This window comes from Polaribacter sp. BAL334 (assembly GCF_015767435.1).
Taxonomy (GTDB): Bacteria; Bacteroidota; Bacteroidia; order Flavobacteriales; family Flavobacteriaceae; genus Polaribacter.
In genome coordinates this window covers 19,100-35,282 of sequence record NZ_JADWOV010000233.1, presented here as the reverse complement: position 1 = coordinate 35,282, position 16,183 = coordinate 19,100, and the positions used below count along the sequence as shown (strand labels likewise).

15 protein-coding genes and 1 pseudogene are annotated in these 16,183 nt (G+C 32.1%); 14 read left to right on the top strand and 2 right to left on the bottom strand.

Translation table 11 applies throughout. The features are described from left to right. Positions 1-17 precede the first annotated feature (17 nt). From IU405_RS03210 to IU405_RS03180, 6 genes and pseudogenes are all read left to right on the top strand, one after another. Positions 18-1,931 (top strand): CocE/NonD family hydrolase, encoded by a 1,914-nt coding sequence (locus tag IU405_RS03210; RefSeq protein WP_197437170.1) that lies wholly within the window; start codon positions 18-20, stop codon positions 1,929-1,931. 10 nt (positions 1,932-1,941) lie between these two features. Next, complete coding sequence (locus IU405_RS03205) at positions 1,942-3,762, top strand: Xaa-Pro dipeptidyl-peptidase (protein ID WP_197437169.1); 1,821 nt, start codon at positions 1,942-1,944, stop codon at positions 3,760-3,762. Then, positions 3,762-4,181: pseudogene (locus IU405_RS15620) on the top strand (DUF4174 domain-containing protein). The gene IU405_RS03205 and the pseudogene IU405_RS15620 overlap by 1 nt, the downstream one beginning before the upstream one ends. Before the next feature lie 5 nt (positions 4,182-4,186). Next, positions 4,187-5,626, top strand: coding sequence for a flavin-containing monooxygenase (locus IU405_RS03190; RefSeq protein WP_197437166.1), 1,440 nt, complete (start codon positions 4,187-4,189; stop codon positions 5,624-5,626). 18 nt (positions 5,627-5,644) lie between these two features. Continuing rightward, a complete protein-coding gene (locus tag IU405_RS03185) occupies positions 5,645-5,812 on the top strand; it encodes a DUF5522 domain-containing protein (RefSeq protein ID WP_197437165.1) in 168 nt (55 codons plus the stop codon). 115 nt (positions 5,813-5,927) lie between these two features. Further along, positions 5,928-7,550 (top strand): family 16 glycosylhydrolase, encoded by a 1,623-nt coding sequence (locus tag IU405_RS03180; protein WP_197437164.1) that lies wholly within the window; start codon positions 5,928-5,930, stop codon positions 7,548-7,550. Positions 7,551-7,855: 305 nt separating this feature from the next. Here IU405_RS03180 and pyrF read toward each other — a convergent pair whose 3' ends face one another. Continuing rightward, a complete protein-coding gene (gene pyrF, locus IU405_RS03175) occupies positions 7,856-8,668 on the bottom strand; it encodes an orotidine-5'-phosphate decarboxylase (protein ID WP_197437163.1) in 813 nt (270 codons plus the stop codon). 98 nt (positions 8,669-8,766) lie between these two features. Between pyrF and IU405_RS03170 the strand changes: the two genes are divergently transcribed. The 5 genes from IU405_RS03170 (at position 8,767) to IU405_RS03150 (ending at position 11,600) form a co-directional block, all read left to right on the top strand. Beyond that, positions 8,767-9,258 (top strand): TlpA family protein disulfide reductase, encoded by a 492-nt coding sequence (locus IU405_RS03170; RefSeq protein WP_197437162.1) that lies wholly within the window; start codon positions 8,767-8,769, stop codon positions 9,256-9,258. Positions 9,259-9,345: 87 nt separating this feature from the next. Further along, positions 9,346-10,104 carry a triose-phosphate isomerase gene (gene tpiA / locus IU405_RS03165; RefSeq protein ID WP_197437161.1) on the top strand — a complete coding sequence of 253 codons (759 nt, stop codon included), beginning with the start codon at positions 9,346-9,348 and terminating at the stop codon, positions 10,102-10,104. 80 nt (positions 10,105-10,184) lie between these two features. Continuing rightward, the gene (prmA, locus tag IU405_RS03160) at positions 10,185-11,021 is read left to right on the top strand and encodes a 50S ribosomal protein L11 methyltransferase (protein WP_197437202.1); all 837 of its coding nucleotides are present in this window, start codon (positions 10,185-10,187) and stop codon (positions 11,019-11,021) included. A gap of 20 nt (positions 11,022-11,041) precedes the next feature. After that, positions 11,042-11,317 (top strand): ATP-dependent Clp protease adaptor ClpS, encoded by a 276-nt coding sequence (locus tag IU405_RS03155; RefSeq protein WP_197437160.1) that lies wholly within the window; start codon positions 11,042-11,044, stop codon positions 11,315-11,317. Positions 11,318-11,324: 7 nt separating this feature from the next. After that, positions 11,325-11,600, top strand: coding sequence for a hypothetical protein (locus IU405_RS03150; RefSeq protein ID WP_197437159.1), 276 nt, complete (start codon positions 11,325-11,327; stop codon positions 11,598-11,600). Positions 11,601-12,038: 438 nt separating this feature from the next. Here the strand turns inward: IU405_RS03150 and IU405_RS03145 are convergent, their stop codons facing one another. Beyond that, positions 12,039-13,049, bottom strand: a complete 1,011-nt coding sequence (locus tag IU405_RS03145) for a LacI family DNA-binding transcriptional regulator (RefSeq protein WP_197437158.1) — start codon at positions 13,047-13,049, stop codon at positions 12,039-12,041. A 298-nt stretch (positions 13,050-13,347) separates the two neighbouring features. Between IU405_RS03145 and kduI the strand changes: the two genes are divergently transcribed. Genes kduI through IU405_RS03130 form a run of 3 tightly spaced genes read left to right on the top strand, consistent with a single transcriptional unit; the run spans position 13,348 to position 16,179 of the window. Further along, positions 13,348-14,190: a 5-dehydro-4-deoxy-D-glucuronate isomerase gene (kduI, locus tag IU405_RS03140; protein WP_197437157.1), complete on the top strand. Its 843-nt coding sequence runs from the start codon at positions 13,348-13,350 to the stop codon at positions 14,188-14,190. A 20-nt stretch (positions 14,191-14,210) separates the two neighbouring features. Continuing rightward, a complete protein-coding gene (locus IU405_RS03135; RefSeq protein WP_197437156.1) occupies positions 14,211-14,999 on the top strand; it encodes a gluconate 5-dehydrogenase in 789 nt (262 codons plus the stop codon). Positions 15,000-15,003: 4 nt separating this feature from the next. After that, on the top strand, positions 15,004-16,179 hold the full coding sequence (locus IU405_RS03130; protein WP_197437155.1) for a DUF4861 family protein: 1,176 nt from the start codon (positions 15,004-15,006) through the stop codon (positions 16,177-16,179). Positions 16,180-16,183: the final 4 nt, after the last annotated feature.

Sequence of the window (16,183 nt, the reverse complement as noted above, 5' to 3'; positions counted from 1 at the left end):
AAAATCAAACTACACACATGAAAAATTACTTTTTGATTTCCTTAATTGGACTTTTACTGGTTTTTGGTTGCAACAAAACCGAAGAAAAGGAATTGCCAAAAGACACGTATGTGCAAGATAACTATACCAAAAAAGAGGTTGACATTATCATGAGAGATGGTATAAAATTGCACACAACTATTTATTCTCCGAAAGATAACAGCAAAAAATATCCTATTTTAATGCAAAGAACTCCTTACAGCTCAGCACCTTATGGAGAAGGAAAACTAAAAACGAAAATTGGCCCTAATGAACATTTAATGAAAGATGGATATATTGTTGTATATCAAGATGTTCGTGGACGTTGGATGAGTGAAGGCGTGTATGACAACATGCGTGCGTATTTGCCCAATAAAAAAGCTAATGAATCAGATGAAGTTTCAGATACCTATGACACGATTGATTGGCTGGTAAAAAATGTTGAAAACAACAACGGAAATGTGGGAACTTGGGGAATTTCCTACCCTGGTCATTACGCAACTATTTCAGCCATTGATGCCCACCCAGCCTTAAAAGCGGCTTCTCCACAAGCGTGTATTGGCGATTTTTTCTTTGATGATTTTCATCATAATGGCGCATTTTTGTTGAGCTATTTTAGAGCGATTTCATTGTTTGGAACTTATAAAGACATGCCCACTGATTCTGCTTGGTATTCTTTACCTGAATTAAAAACACAAGACCAATATCAATTTTTTCTAGATAAAGGCCCTTTAAAAAATTTGAACGAATATTTTCAGTATGATAAATTAGACGTTAGCTCAACAACTTCAAAAGACAAAATTGATGATTTTTTCTGGAAAGAAATTGTAGAACATCCTAATTACGATTCTGTTTGGCAAAGCAAGGGCATCATTCAGCATATGGACAAAGTTCCTTCAACTGTAGCCACTATGATTGTAGGTGGATGGTTTGATGCTGAAGATTTATACGGCCCTTTAGAAACCTATAAAGGCATTGAAAAACATGGAAAAAACAATTACAACACGCTTGTTTTTGGACCTTGGGATCATGGAGGTTGGGCTAGAAATGCGGTTAAAAATGCCGTTGGAAATTACTATTTTGGCGATTCCATTTCATTGAAATTTCAAAAAGAAATTGAAACCAAATTTTTCAATCATTTCTTAAAAGGCAAAGGAGATAAAAATTCAGGTTTGCCAGAAGCCTATGTATATGATTCTGGAAAAAAAGAATGGAAATCGTATGATGTTTGGCCACCCAAAAATGTGGTGAAAGAAAATTGGTTTTTGTCCGATAATCAGGAATTAACATCTGCCAAAAAAGAAACAAAAGGAATCTCATTTATCAGTGATGTTAAACGTCCTGTTCCTTATTCCGAAGACATCAAAACCGTTTTTACACCCAGAAAATACATGACAGATGATCAACGTTTTGCAGCAAGACGACCTGATGTGTTGGTTTTTGAAACAGATGTGTTAACCCAAGATTTCACCTTAGCAGGAGATATTTTAGCAAAATTAAAGGTGGCTACTACAGGAACAGCAGCAGATTGGATTGTGAAAGTGATTGATGTACATCCAGCTGATGCCAAAGAAAATAATGACAAAATGCAAGACCATTTGAAAATGAGCAATTATCATTTGATGGTGAGAAGCGAAGTAATGAGAGGCCGTTTTAGAAATAGTTTTGAATTTCCAGAACCTTTTATTCCAAACAAAAAAACGGAGGTAACTATCAAATTACAAGATGTTTTTCATACCTTTAAAAAAGGACATAAATTACAAATTCAAGTACAAAGTACTTGGTTTCCTTTGATAGATTTGAATCCACAAACGTATGTGGACAATATTTACAAAGCCGAAGAGAAAGATTTCAAAACACAAACACATTCTGTTTTTACAGATTCAACCATCGAATTTTCAGTCTTAAAATAACTCAATTATCATGAAAAAAATTAATCAATTTATATTTTTATTTCTTCTTGCTTTTTCGTTAAAAGCGCAAGAAAAAGCAACACCCATTTTTAAGGATGGTGAAGCTCAAATAGTAGAAGCTTTTAACGATCCAAGCAAATGGATTCGTCATGATTTATGGGTAGAAACTACTTTTGATTCTGATGGCGATGGGAAATTAGACCGAATGCATGTGGGTGTTACAAGACCGTTTCAAACAGAAACTGAAGGTTTAAAATTGCCTATAGTATATGAATCAAGTCCGTATTATGCAGGAACTGCAGGTGATGCTCCAGGACTTTTTTGGGAAGTAAAACATGAATTGGGAGAAAAAACAAAACCAAGAACGCATGTTGAAGTTCAAAGAAGAGGAGAGCGTCCTATTATTTCAAATTCACAAGTAAAAACATGGGTGCCAAGAGGTTATATTGTGGTGCATTCTTCATCACCAGGAACAGGTTTGTCTGATGGTGCTCCAACTGTTGGCGGGAAAAATGAATCGCTAGCACCAAAAGCAATAATTGATTGGTTAAATGGTCGTGCAAAAGGGTACACTGAAAGAGAAGGAACTGAAGAAGTAACAGCCTTTTGGAGTACCGGAAAAGTAGGCATGACAGGGACTTCATACAATGGAACAATTCCATTAGCAGCTGCAACCACAGGCGTTGATGGCTTGGAAGCAATCATTCCTGTGGCACCAAATACTTCTTATTATCATTATTATCGTTCCAATGGATTGGTACGTTCTCCAGGTGGCTATCTAGGTGAAGATATTGATGTGTTGTATGATTTCATTCACAGTGGAAAAGAAGAAAATAGGGCTCGTAATAATAAAGTGGTGAGAGATACTGAAATGGCAAATGGTTTGGATAGAATTACGGGAGACTACAATAATTTTTGGGCAGGACGTGATTATTTAAATCAAATGGGACCTATGAAGGCTGCTCTATTAATGTCTCATGGTTTTAATGACTGGAATGTGATGCCTGAGCATAGTTATAGAATATATAAAAAAGCATCTGAAATGGGCTTGCCAACTCAGATTTATTATCATCAAAATGGACATGGAGGACCACCACCAATGACGATGATGAATCGATGGTTTACTCGTTATTTACACGGAATTGAAAATGGTGTTGAAAATGACCCAAAAGCTTGGATTGTAAGAGAAAATGACAAAATAGAGAACCCAACTTCGTATAAAAACTATCCAAATCCTGAAGCATCCAATGTTACTTTTTATCTAGGTGGTGGTGCTCCAAAAGTGGGCAGTTTGTCAACAAATATATCATTAGCTAAAGGAACAGAAACCTTGGTTGATAATTATTCGTTTTCAGCTGAATCGTTAGCAAAAGCTGATTATACAAATCACCGTTTATTATATGTAACTCCTGTTTTAAAAGAAGACATCCATATTTCTGGTTTGGCATCCATTACGATAAAAGCATCCAGTTCTAAAAAAGCAACAAACTTATCTGTCTATTTGGTTTCGTTGCCTTGGAATGATGGAAGAGGCTCAAAAATTACGGATAATATTATAACTCGTGGTTGGGCAGATTTGCAAAATCACCAATCGATTTCAAAAAGTGAACCTTTAAAACCGGGTAAATTTTATGAAATGACCTTTGAATTTCAGCCTGATGATCAAATTATTAAAAAAGGACAACAAATTGGTTTGATGATTTTTTCAAGTGATAGTGAATATACCCTATTACCAAAACCAGGTACTGAATTAACAGTTGATTTGAAAGGCACCTCTCTTAAAATTCCGATTGTAGGAGGTGAAAAAGCCTTTAAAAAAGCAACTGATTAATGAAAATATTGCTGATTTTTTTCATATTCTCAAGCCATTTTTCATTAGGTCAAAAAATGGAAAAACATCTTTTGAAAAACAGGGTTTTGTTGATTTATATTCCTGATGAAAAAAGCCAAGAACTTGACAAACAATTCGTTATTTTACAAAAACAATCAAAAGAATTGCTGGAAAGAAAAATTGTAATTTATAGTTTTACTAAAAAAAGCTATAAGTTGAATTTTTAAGATACTTGGAAAAAATCCGAAGAGTTGTTTTCAAGTTTCAAACCAAAAAAAGATGTTTTTACAATTACCTTAATTGGTTTGGATGGTGGAATTAAACTAGAACAAAATAGGGTAATATCATCAGAAAAATTGTTTACAATTATTGATGGAATGCCCATAAGGAAAAGAGAAATCCGAAATAAAAATCAGTAAAATATATGGATTACGACATCATTATTATTGGCGCTGGCTTATCTGGAATTGGAGCTGCTTGTCATTTACACAGAAAAAATCCTGACAAAAAATACAAAATTTTAGAAGCTAGAGAGGAAATTGGTGGTACTTGGAGTTTGTTTAAATATCCCGGAATTCGTTCAGATTCAGACATGTACACATTTGGATACTCTTTTAAAACGTGGGATGATGACAAATCTTTTGCGGATGCGCCCTCTATTTTAAAATACTTACATGAAGCTTCTGAAGAGTATAAAGTTAAAGAGAAAATCGAATTTCATCAAAAAGTAGTTTCGTATGATTTTGATACCAATTCAAATCTATGGACTATAAAAACGATGAATCCTTCATCAAAAAAAGAGAATAGTTATACCTGTCAATTTATTTTTAATTGTAGCGGATATTACAATTATGATACTGGTTACACTCCCGAATTTAAAGGATTAGAAAACTTTAAAGGCAGCTTTATTCATCCTCAAAAATGGAATCAAAACATTGATTATACAAACAAAAAAGTAGTCGTTATTGGAAGTGGTGCCACTGCTGTCACCATTGTTCCAGCTATTGCAAATACGGTTGAAAAAGTAACCATGTTACAACGTTCACCAACGTATATTGCCGCTTTGCCCAATAAAGATAAAATTGCAAAATTGATAAAAAAGGTATTTCCTAGTAAAATTGCACACTCCTTTGTAAGAACTAAAAATATTTTAGCTGACATGATTTTTTACAATTTGTGTAGGAAATATCCTGAAACAATGAAAAAAGTTATTTTTAAGGGAATCCAAAAAGAATTGGGTGATTTTACAATTGAACCTCACTTTACACCAAATTATCATCCTTGGAATCAGCGTTTTTGTTTGGTTCCTGATGGTGATTTTTTTAAAGCGATTAAAAAAGGAAAAGCATTCGTTGAAACTGACACTATTGAAACTTTTCTTGAAAATGGCATCAAATTAAATTCAGGAAAAATGCTTGAGGCCGATATTATTATCAGTGCAACTGGTTTACAATTATTGCCTTTTGGTGGTGCAAAAATTTCCATCAACCAACAACATTTTGATATTACCAAGCAGTTTGTTTATAAAGGATTAATGCTGAGTGAACTCCCTAATTTTTTCATTTTTGCAGGATATACAAATGCTTCTTGGACATTGAAAAGCGATTTAACTAGTGAGTATATTTCAAGAGTTTTAAAATATATAGACAAACATCAATTTAAAACCATCAAAGCATCTGTAATTGAACAGAATTTAGGTGAATTGCTACTAATCAATTTAGATTCTGGATACATTCATAGGGCAAAAGATATTTTACCAAAACAAGGCAATCAATTTCCTTGGAGATTGTATCAAAATTATATGTTAGATTATAAAGTATTGCGGTTAAATTCGATCAAAGACAAGCGTTTACAATTCCGTTAAAACACGTATTTTTGCAACATGTTTAAACCCAGAATTGAATTGGAAGAAGATGACTTTTATCTTAATGATGAAGGATTTAAAGTGTTTACAGCTAAATACCATTTGAAAAGAGGCTATTGTTGCAAAAGTGGTTGTAAACATTGTCCTTATGGTTATGACAAAAAAACAGATTCATTTCTCAAATAAGTGCTTTACTATCAAAAAAGAGTGTTAAAATATTCATTTGTTGGGGTAAAGTATAGGTTGCTTTCTACAATTTATTTCAAATTTCCATTACATTTGGAAAATCTAAAAAATTTTTATGTATAAAATTATTACTTCTCTCTTATTTATCTTTTCAATCAGTTTGTTTTCGCAAGAAAAAGTGGAAGACGATTTTGAAGGAAATGGCACTATTTCGTCTTGGGATGCTGATGCAACTGCTATTAATACTGCATTTGCAAACCCATTCAAAACTGGAATCAATACTTCCAATACCGTTTTGAGATATGAAGACAATGGAGGACAATATGCAAATGTGAAATTTGATGTTCCTAAAAATTTCGATTTATCACAAAAACACACTTTTACCTTAAAAATTTATGTCGCTTCTAGTTCTATTACAGGAAGTCAAACGAATCAAATTTCGTTAAAATTACAGAATAATAAAATCAATGCTCCTTGGTCAACGCAATCAGAGGTTATCAAAACAATTTCTTTGAATACTTGGCAAACAGTTACGTTTGATTTTAAAAACGATCCTTTTGTCAATCTTGATGCAAACTCTCCAATTCCTACCAACAGAACTGATTTCAACAGAGTTTTATTGCAAGTAAATGGTGAAGATAATAATGACAAAGTAATCGCTTTTATTGATGATGTTGCTTATGATGGAACGCTTCCTGAAAGCACCAATAATAATTCAGATATTAATTTTGATACCTTAGTTTGGTCTGATGAATTTGATGGAAATGGCGCTGTTGATGCTACGAAATGGCATCATCAAGTGATTCCTATTATTGGTGGAACTACTTGGGCAAATGGAGAAATTCAACATTATACAGATAGAACAGACAATTCTTACCAAAGTAATGGGTCTTTAAAAATTGTTGCCAAAAGAGAAAATTACACTTTCAATAATGTGACAAAAAATTTCACTTCAGCAAGATTGAATTCTAAATATGCATTTACATACGGAAAAGTAGAAATTAGAGCCAAAATGCCTTTTGGTGTTGGAACTTTTCCAGCACTTTGGATGTTAGGACAAAACATTACGGAAACTGGAGGATATTTTGCAGCAACTCACGGAACTACAGGTTGGCCTGATTGTGGCGAAATTGATATTATTGAACATTGGGGAGATAATCAAAACTTTGTACAAAGTGCGTTGCATAACAGGTCTAGTTTTGGAGGTACTATCAATAAAGGTGGAAGAATGATTACAAATGCTTCTACGGAATATCATACCTATACTTTGTATTGGGATGCTAACAAAATGGTTTTTAGTGTTGATGATATTGTGCATTACACCTATGAACCTTCTCCAAAAAACATCCAAAACTGGCCTTATGATGCTCCTCAATATTTACTATTTAATGTGGCAATGTTGCCAAATGTGACAGGTTCATTTTCTGAAAGCGCTATGGAAATAGACTATGTAAGAGTATATCAAGCATCTAGTTTGAGTACTGATGACAATACTATTGATGAAAAAAAAATTAGGATTTTTCCCAATCCAGTGAATAATCAATTAGAAATTCAGTTTGCCAATTTTTCAGAAAAATATCAAGGAACAATTTATGATTTGACAGGTAAAAAGGTACATACTTTCAATAAAAATGCTAATGAAAATAGCATTGATGTATCGTTTTTGAAAAGTGGGTTTTACATTTTAAATATTCAATCCGATAGTTTTTCAAAGAACTTTAAAATCTTAAAAAATTAAGCTGAAAAAGAGTATCTTTTTGACACTGAATAATTTATTAAAATAAATTATAAAAAATTAAAAATATTTTCTATATTTATAGACTAATATTTATTCAAATGTCTCGCTTACATCAATTAAAAAGTTACAAAAGACATCTTCAAGAAAGGTATGTAAAATTAATGGAAATGTCTTGTAATTATCGATACGAAGATGAGAGTAAAAGTGATTTAGCTGCTTTTAAAGCTATGAAATTAAAAGAAAAATTAAACCAAGTCAGTTATCTTGACAGAGAGCTTAGTGTATAACTTTTCCAATAAAATCCCTTAACTCAATATTTTTTCCATTTCGGATTGCAATTCTTTTGCTTTCTCATACGCCTTTTCAGCAAAATCCATTGCTGAAGAAGCATAAATAATGCCGCGTGATGAATTGATCAACAATCCTACTTGTGAATTCAATCCGTGTTTGCAAACATCATGCAAATTTCCTCCTTGTGCACCCACTCCAGGCACTAATAAAAATGAATCAGGTACAATTTTTCTGATTTCACTGAAATATTCCGCTTTTGTTGCACCAACAACATACATCAAATTTTGTGAATTTTGCCATGTTTTGGATGTTTGCAAAACATGTTTATACAACTCATTTTCTGCTACTTTTTGGGTTTGAAAGTCAAAAGCACCTTCATTTGATGTCAACGCTAGCAAAATGGTATGTTTGCCATCAAAAGCTAAAAAAGGTTCTACAGAATCTTTTCCCATGTAAGGAGCAACTGTCACAGAATCAAATCCTAAATCTTCAAAAAAAGCTTTTGCATACATGCTAGAGGTATTTCCAATATCTCCCCTTTTTGCATCGGCAATTGTGAAAATTTCAGGATAAAATTCATTCAAATAATCAATTGTTTTTTTCAATGATTTCCAACCTTTTATTCCATAAGCCTCATAAAAAGCAGTGTTTGATTTATAAGAAACACATAATTGATGAGTGGCATCAATAATGGCTTTATTGAACTCAAAAATAGGGTCTTCAAGCGTTAAAAGATGTGTTGGAATTTTATCCAAATCAACATCCAAACCAATACATAAAAAAGATTTTTTTTGTCTTATTTGAAATTCAAGCTCTTTTGTTGTCATTTAATGCTTTTAAAACGCAACAAAAGTACTTATTTTGTGTTTTATTTGCGTCCTAAAATTGTAAGAATTCAAATTTAATAAAGACAAATCATTAAAAAATGACAAAATATTTTCTCTTTATCCTACTTATTTTCTCCAGTTGCACTTTTGAAAAACCTACTGAATTTTCGGAAAAAGCGTTGAATGATTCGCTTTTAAACATAGATAATCAAGCAATTTCATGGAAGGAAATTTTACAAAATCATCAAGAAAAAAAAGTATTCGTCGCTATTTGGGCTTCATGGTGTGCAGATTGTGTCAAAGGAATTCCTGAATTGAAAAAGATTCAATCTGAAAATCCTTCTGTAAGTTTTATGTTCATTTCAGTAGATAGAAATATGAATTCTTGGAAAAATGGTATCAAAAAACATCAATTAGAAGGAACTCATTATTATTTGCCAAAAGGCATGAAAAATGGCGATTTTGTAGATTTTATAGGGTTGTCTTGGATTCCAAGATACCTAATTGTGGATGAAATCGGAAAAATTGCACTTTTTAAAGCAACAAAAATCTCAGACAAGGCTATTTTAAAAACGTTAAAAGCCAATTAATACAACGTTTTAGTAAGTATTTCAAAATCTGATGTGTTTGTAACACTCATTTTTATAAATTTACATATCATTTCAAATAGAATAATCATGAGAAAAAAAATAGTAGCTGGAAATTGGAAAATGAATAATGGTGTTGGCGAGACTGAAAAATTAATTTCAGCAGTTAAAAATTCCATTTCGTTATTAGACTTGGATAATGTTCGCGTTTTGGTTGCGCCTTCATTTGTAAACTTGACAACTGCAATACATAGCGCAAAAGATTCAAAAATTGAAGTTGCTGCACAAAATATGCATCAAGCAAAAAGTGGTGCTTATACTGGAGAAATTTCTGCGGAAATGTTGCTATCAATTGGCGTTAAAACAGTGATTTTAGGACATTCAGAAAGAAGAGAATATTTTGGTGAAGATGATGAATTGATTGCTAAAAAAATTGATGCAGCTTTGGCAAATGATTTAGAAGTTATTTTTTGCTTTGGTGAATTGTTAGAACAAAGAAAACTAGACAATCACCTTTTAGAAGTGGGAAGTCAATTGAAAAATACTTTGTTTCACTTAAAAGAGGAAGATTTTAAAAATATTATTTTGGCATACGAACCTGTTTGGGCAATTGGAACTGGAGAAACAGCAACGCCTGAACAAGCGCAAGAAATGCATGCTTTTGTAAGAAATGTATTGGCTAAAAAATTCGGACAAGAGACTGCTGATGCTGTTTCCATTTTATATGGTGGAAGCGTAAAAGCTTCGAATGCTGAAGAAATTTTTTCAAAACCAGATGTTGATGGAGGACTTATTGGAGGAGCTTCTTTAGTTGCTGAAGATTTTGTAGCCATTATTGAAGCAATATAAAACCAAGATTTTTATAAAACTTCCTTTAAAATGCAATAAATTTGCGTCAGATTTCAAAAGAAATCTTGACGCTTTTTTTTATGGATAATATTTATATTGAATACGATTTTCGCATTTCGCCCAAAGAACCCGCAACCGAAATTTTAGTTGCTGAATTAGGAGAAGTTGGATTTGAAAGTTTTGTAGAAAACGAACATGGAATGTTTGCTTACATTCAAAAAAATGATTGGTATGAAGCTATTTTGGATGATATTTATATTCTTAATTCAGACGAATTCGAAATTGAATATGATTTTCATGAAGTAGCACAAACGAATTGGAATGAAGAATGGGAAAAGAATTTTGAACCGATTCAAGTGGATGATTTAGTGAGTATTAGAGCACCATTTCATGAAAATCCAAATTTACAATACGATATAGTTATTGAACCAAAAATGAGTTTTGGGACAGGTCATCACGAAACAACTCACATGATGATTCAACATTTGTTAGCATTCAATTTGACCGATAAAAAAGTGTTGGACATGGGTTGTGGCACTGGAATTTTAGCCATTTTTGCAGAAATAAAAGGCGCAAAACCTATTGATGCCATTGATATTGACGAATGGTGTTACACCAATTCTATTGAAAATATCGAACGAAATAATTGTAATCATATTACTGTTTATCAAGGAGATGCATCGCTTTTAAAAGATAAAAAATACGATGTAATCATCGCAAATATCAATAGAAATATTTTGTTGGAGGATATGAAAACCTATGCAACATGTTTGGATACCAATGGAATTCTATTGTTAAGTGGATTTTATGAAGACGATTTACCGATGATTGATGAAGAAGCTTCTAAAAATCAATTAAAATTTCAAAAAAGCATCAAAAAAAATCAATGGCTTTCTGTTCATTATAAAAAACAATAATTTTTATTTATTTTTATAGCATGGGAACTAAAGAGAAAATTCAAGAAGAAGTTGACATTTTAGAGCAAGAAACGCATCAACATGAAATTGTGTTGCACAATGACGATGTAAACACTTTTGAATTTGTGATAGAATCGCTCATCAATGTGTGCGAACACACTTTAGAACAAGCAGAACAATGCACGTATTTGGTACATTATAAAGGAAAATGCACCGTAAAATCTGGTGAATTAAAAGATTTAGAACCAAGATGTTCCAAACTATTACAGCTAGGATTATCTGCTGAGTTGATATAAAAAACTTATGGAAAACGTATTCAAGTATTACCAATTTTCAGAATTTTTCAAGGATGAATCTGGGACTTTTTCATCCAATGAAATTAGTTTTTCGGAACTAAACAATACTCATTTTCTGATTTTTGAAAAAACAAACCCCAACTTTAATTTATACGTTTCTAGATACAAAAACAGGAAAGAAATTGGTAAAAATGCTCCCGAGATTCTAGAAATTTTGGTTGAAAACTATGACAAAAGTATTCCTGAACATCGAATTGCGCTGAAACAATATTTTTCGGAATAGAAAGCATAAAAAAACTCATCTTTTTAGATGAGTTTTTTTGTACCCCAAGCATTCCAAAGTTCAAATATTTTAAATGATTTTAAAATAATTTTGGAATGTAAAATCTCTTTTAAAAATAAAACCCGCAACATATAAGTTGCGGGTTCGAGTGGTGAACCATATAGACCTGACTTCAAATAAAACATTTGAGTTTTTTGAAAAAATAAACTTGAAAATTTTAGATTAAAAAAAATTTGGAGATGAATAATCTATTTTTAAAATTACTTTAAAAGAAATTGAAGTGGGTTTCATAAAAAAATTGAAAAAGTATTTTGTAAACAAAAAAATGAAATTATGGGTGATTTTAATTTGATTTTAAAAGAAAATGAAAAAAATATCACAACAATTAAAAAGATGATATTTTAATTTGGTAACTAATCTCAAATATTTCTCGCTTTATTATCTGTTTGAAGAATCTCTGATGATCAATTCTGAGTTCAATATGAGTGAATTGTTTTGTGATGTCTTATTCTCAATTTGTAAAATTAATTGGTTGGCAGCTATTTTCCCAATTTCAAATCCAGGTTGATTCACTGTTGTTAATGAAGGTTCAATGATAGCCGCAATTGGGTCGTTATTAAAACCTACTACTGCAATGTCTTGTGGAATTTTTTTTCCTTGCGTTTTTAAATATTGAATGGCACTGATGGCAGCAGTATCATTTGAGGAATACAATCCATCAATTTCAGGATTTTCGAGCATTTTCTTTGCCATGATGACACCATCCTCTTCAGAAAGGTTGGATTCAAAAATTAAGTTTTCATCAATTGGTATTTGATATTTTTGAAGTGCGCCTAAATATCCCTCTTTTCGTTGTTTGTACAAGTCTATATTTTGTTTTCCGGAAAAATGGGCAATGTGTTTACACCCTTTTAAAATCAAATGTTCTGTAGCTTTGAAACTCGCAGTATAATTATCAATAGTAATGTTCACACAGTTGTCTAAATGACAGGGTCTGTCAAAAAAAACAATCGGATTTCCTAAGGATTGAAACGATTCTAAATGTTCATAATTGGTTGTTTCCATAGCAATAGAGATTAAAATTCCATCAACTCTATTGGCAATTAAATTATGAATAATTTTTTTCTCTCGTTCAAAACTGTCCAAACTTTGACAAATCACCACATTAAATCCTTTTTCTTGCGCAGTTTCTTCAATACCCGCAATTACAGTAGCAAAAAAGTATCTCGAAATTCTTGGCAATACAATGGCAATTGTTTGGGTTTTATTGGTTCTCAAATTAGACGCTAAAATATTTCGCTGATAGCCTAATTCTTTTGCCTTATTTAATATGAGTTCTTTCGTTTTTTGGGTAACTCTGTCACTATCATTCAAAGCCCTTGAAACCGTAGAACTATCAATTCCTAGTACTCTAGAAATATCGTGAATGGTAATTTTTTTCTGATTCATCTATTTAAAATGCAAAACTATTTTTAACTCTTTGGGAACTCTAATTGTATTCAATATGTATATTTTTTCGCCACGAATTCACAAATTTTCAATAATTCATCAATATAATTGTTTTCATCTTTGATGAAAATTGGATTTACGGAAGCAATAAATTCATGAATTAGTGGCAACCTATTTTTAAAATTCAATTTCACCCAACAGGTTATTGGAAACAAAAATAGGAAATATTTATTTATACAATCGATTGTATTTTTAAAATATTTTTTTACTTTTACCAAAATTTTACAAACTTATTAAAATGAAAACTTATTATAGCTCAAGATACGCTTCTTCTCCAAAAGATGTTAAATCATACGATACCAAACGATTACGTGAGGAATTTTTAATTGATACGCTTATGGTAGAAGATAAAATTAGTATAATTTATTCTCATTTTGACAGGTTTATCACAGGAAGTGCTGTTCCAAAAAACGGTTCTTTGATTTTAGAAACTATTGATGCTTTAAAATCGGAGTTTTTTTTAGAAAGAAGAGAATTAGGAATCATCAATGTTGGCGAAGCAGGAAGTGTAATTGTTGATGGAGTAACATTTACGTTAGAACACAAAGAGGCATTGTATGTTGGTCAAGGAAATAAAGAAGTGATTTTTTCTAGCAAGAATTCAGATACACCTGCACAATTTTATATAAACTCTACTCCTGCACACAAATCCTATCCAACAAAAAAAATTGGTAAAGAGGATGTTGAAACCATTGAATTAGGTGCTCCTGAAACTGCCAATGCAAGAACCTTGCGAAAATATATTGTGAATAGCGTTGTGGAGGTTTGCCAATTACAAATGGGAATGACAACGCTAAAACCAGGAAGTTCTTGGAATACGATGCCTGCACATGTTCATGACAGAAGAATGGAAGTGTATTTTTATTTTGAAATTGATCCAAATCAAGCAGTATGTCATTTTATGGGCGAACCACAAGAAACAAGACACATTTGGATGGCAAATCATCAAGCTGTCATTTCTCCTCCTTGGTCTATTCATTCTGGTTCAGGCACTAGTAGTTATTCCTTTATTTGGGGAATGGCTGGTGAAAATCTAGATTATGGTGATATGGATCATTGTAAAATAAACGAATTAAAATAACTATCAAACTTTAAAATATTATGTCAATCAATTTATTCGATTTAACAGGTAAAACAGCCTTAATAACTGGAGGAATTCACGGTTTAGGAATGGCAATGGCAAAAGGTTTAGGAAATGCTGGGGCTACAATTGTTGTAAATAACAACTCCGAAGAAGCTCTTGCTGATGCTGTTGCAGAATACAAAGCGTGCGGATTAAATGCTTTTGGATATGTATTTGATGTCACCAAAGAAAATGAAGTGATTGAAGCCATTGAAAAAATCGAGAAAGAAGTAGGTCCAATAGATATTTTGGTAAATAATGCTGGAATCATTAAAAGAACGCCCATTGTTGATATGGAAGTGAGTGACTTTAAAATGGTGATTGATGTTGATTTGGTGGGTCCTTTTGTCGTTTCAAAAAATGTCGCCAAAGGAATGATTCAACGTGGTGGTGGAAAAATCATCAATATTTGTTCTATGATGAGCGAATTAGGAAGAGATACTGTAAGCGCATATGCGTCCGCAAAAGGAGGATTGAAAATGCTGACAAAAAGCATGGCTACAGAATGGGCAAAATTCAATATTCAAACCAATGGAATTGGTCCTGGGTATTTTGCCACTAGTCAAACTGCTCCAATCAGAGTTGATGGACATCCATTTAATGAGTTTATCATCAGTAGAACTCCTGCTGCACGTTGGGGAGATCCTGAGGATTTACAGGGTGCTGCCATCTTTTTAAGTTCAAAAGCTAGTGATTTTGTAAACGGACATATTTTGTATGTTGACGGAGGTATTTTAGCTACTATTGGAAAACCTGCTAATGAATAAAATCATGAAATATTATTCTAATGTATTTCTTGTAAGTTTAGTATTGCTGTTTCTTTCTTGTTCTAAAGGATCATCAAAACTTATTGTTACTGTAAAAAATACGCTTTCAATTGATAGACAATTTGAAACTGTTGAATTATCTAAGGAACAATTAAATGTAAAAGATTTAAGTCTTTATGCAATTAAAGATATTGATGCTGGTGAATTTGTAGTATCTCAAACCGTTGATTTAGATGGTGATGGAATAATGGATCAATTACTATTTCAACCAAAAATAAATGTAAATTCAGAAAAGAAATTTGAAGTTGTTGTACTCCCCAAAGATAATAAACCGAAAGCTAATGTGTATTGTTACTCTCGATTTGTGCCTGAAAGAACAGATGATTACGCTTGGGAAAATGACAGAGTTGCTTTCAGAACCTATGGCCCAACTGCCCAAAAAATGGTAGAAGAAAACATCAAAGGTGGCACACTTTCTAGCGGAATTGATGCTTGGTTAAAACGAGTTGACTATCCAATTATCAACAATTGGTATAAAAAAGAAACAGAAACCGAAGGAACTTATCACGAAGATACAGGCGAAGGCTTGGATAATTTTCATGTAGGAATTAGCAGAGGTGTTGGAGGAATTGCTGTAAAAGAGGATAGTGTTTTTCATTATTCAAAGAATTTTATCAAATGGCGAACTATTACTTCTGGACCTTTACGTACAAGTTTTTATTTAGAGTATGCTAATTGGAAAGTTGGATCAAAGGAAATTAACGAATCAAAAATTATTAGTTTAGATTATGGAAGTAATTTATCAAAATTTGAAACAACAATTTCAGGAACAGAAACTATTTCTGCTGGATTAACGCTGCATGAAAATGATGGTGAAGTAACTGCAAACAATCAACTTGGTTTTATAAGTTATTGGCAACCTCATACAGACTCAGAACTTGGAACAGCCATTGTAACAAAAAACAACTATTTTGCTGGTCAAGAAACATATGAAACAACTGCAAAAGATGAAAGCAATGCTTATTTACATCTTCATGTTATTGACAATAAAACGATTTATTATGCAGGGTTTACTTGGAAAAAAAGCAATCAATTTAAAGATAAATTGGCTTGGGGAAACTATTTGAATGAGTTCTCAACAAAAATTAATAATCCGTTACTAATTGAAATAAAAAAATAAAATA

Coding starts and splice junctions, on each gene's coding strand:
- IU405_RS03185 (WP_197437165.1), top strand. CDS start 5,645: ATGTTTAAACCCAGAATTGAATTGGAAGAAGATGACTTTTATCTTAAT.
- pyrF (WP_197437163.1), bottom strand. CDS start 8,668: ATGACAACAAAAGAGCTTGAATTTCAAATAAGACAAAAAAAATCTTTT.
- IU405_RS03210 (WP_197437170.1), top strand. CDS start 18: ATGAAAAATTACTTTTTGATTTCCTTAATTGGACTTTTACTGGTTTTT.
- IU405_RS03135 (WP_197437156.1), top strand. CDS start 14,211: ATGTCAATCAATTTATTCGATTTAACAGGTAAAACAGCCTTAATAACT.
- IU405_RS03170 (WP_197437162.1), top strand. CDS start 8,767: ATGACAAAATATTTTCTCTTTATCCTACTTATTTTCTCCAGTTGCACT.
- tpiA (WP_197437161.1), top strand. CDS start 9,346: ATGAGAAAAAAAATAGTAGCTGGAAATTGGAAAATGAATAATGGTGTT.
- IU405_RS03145 (WP_197437158.1), bottom strand. CDS start 13,049: ATGAATCAGAAAAAAATTACCATTCACGATATTTCTAGAGTACTAGGA.
- IU405_RS03180 (WP_197437164.1), top strand. CDS start 5,928: ATGTATAAAATTATTACTTCTCTCTTATTTATCTTTTCAATCAGTTTG.
- IU405_RS03190 (WP_197437166.1), top strand. CDS start 4,187: ATGGATTACGACATCATTATTATTGGCGCTGGCTTATCTGGAATTGGA.
- IU405_RS03130 (WP_197437155.1), top strand. CDS start 15,004: ATGAAATATTATTCTAATGTATTTCTTGTAAGTTTAGTATTGCTGTTT.
- IU405_RS03150 (WP_197437159.1), top strand. CDS start 11,325: ATGGAAAACGTATTCAAGTATTACCAATTTTCAGAATTTTTCAAGGAT.
- kduI (WP_197437157.1), top strand. CDS start 13,348: ATGAAAACTTATTATAGCTCAAGATACGCTTCTTCTCCAAAAGATGTT.
- IU405_RS03205 (WP_197437169.1), top strand. CDS start 1,942: ATGAAAAAAATTAATCAATTTATATTTTTATTTCTTCTTGCTTTTTCG.
- IU405_RS03155 (WP_197437160.1), top strand. CDS start 11,042: ATGGGAACTAAAGAGAAAATTCAAGAAGAAGTTGACATTTTAGAGCAA.
- prmA (WP_197437202.1), top strand. CDS start 10,185: ATGGATAATATTTATATTGAATACGATTTTCGCATTTCGCCCAAAGAA.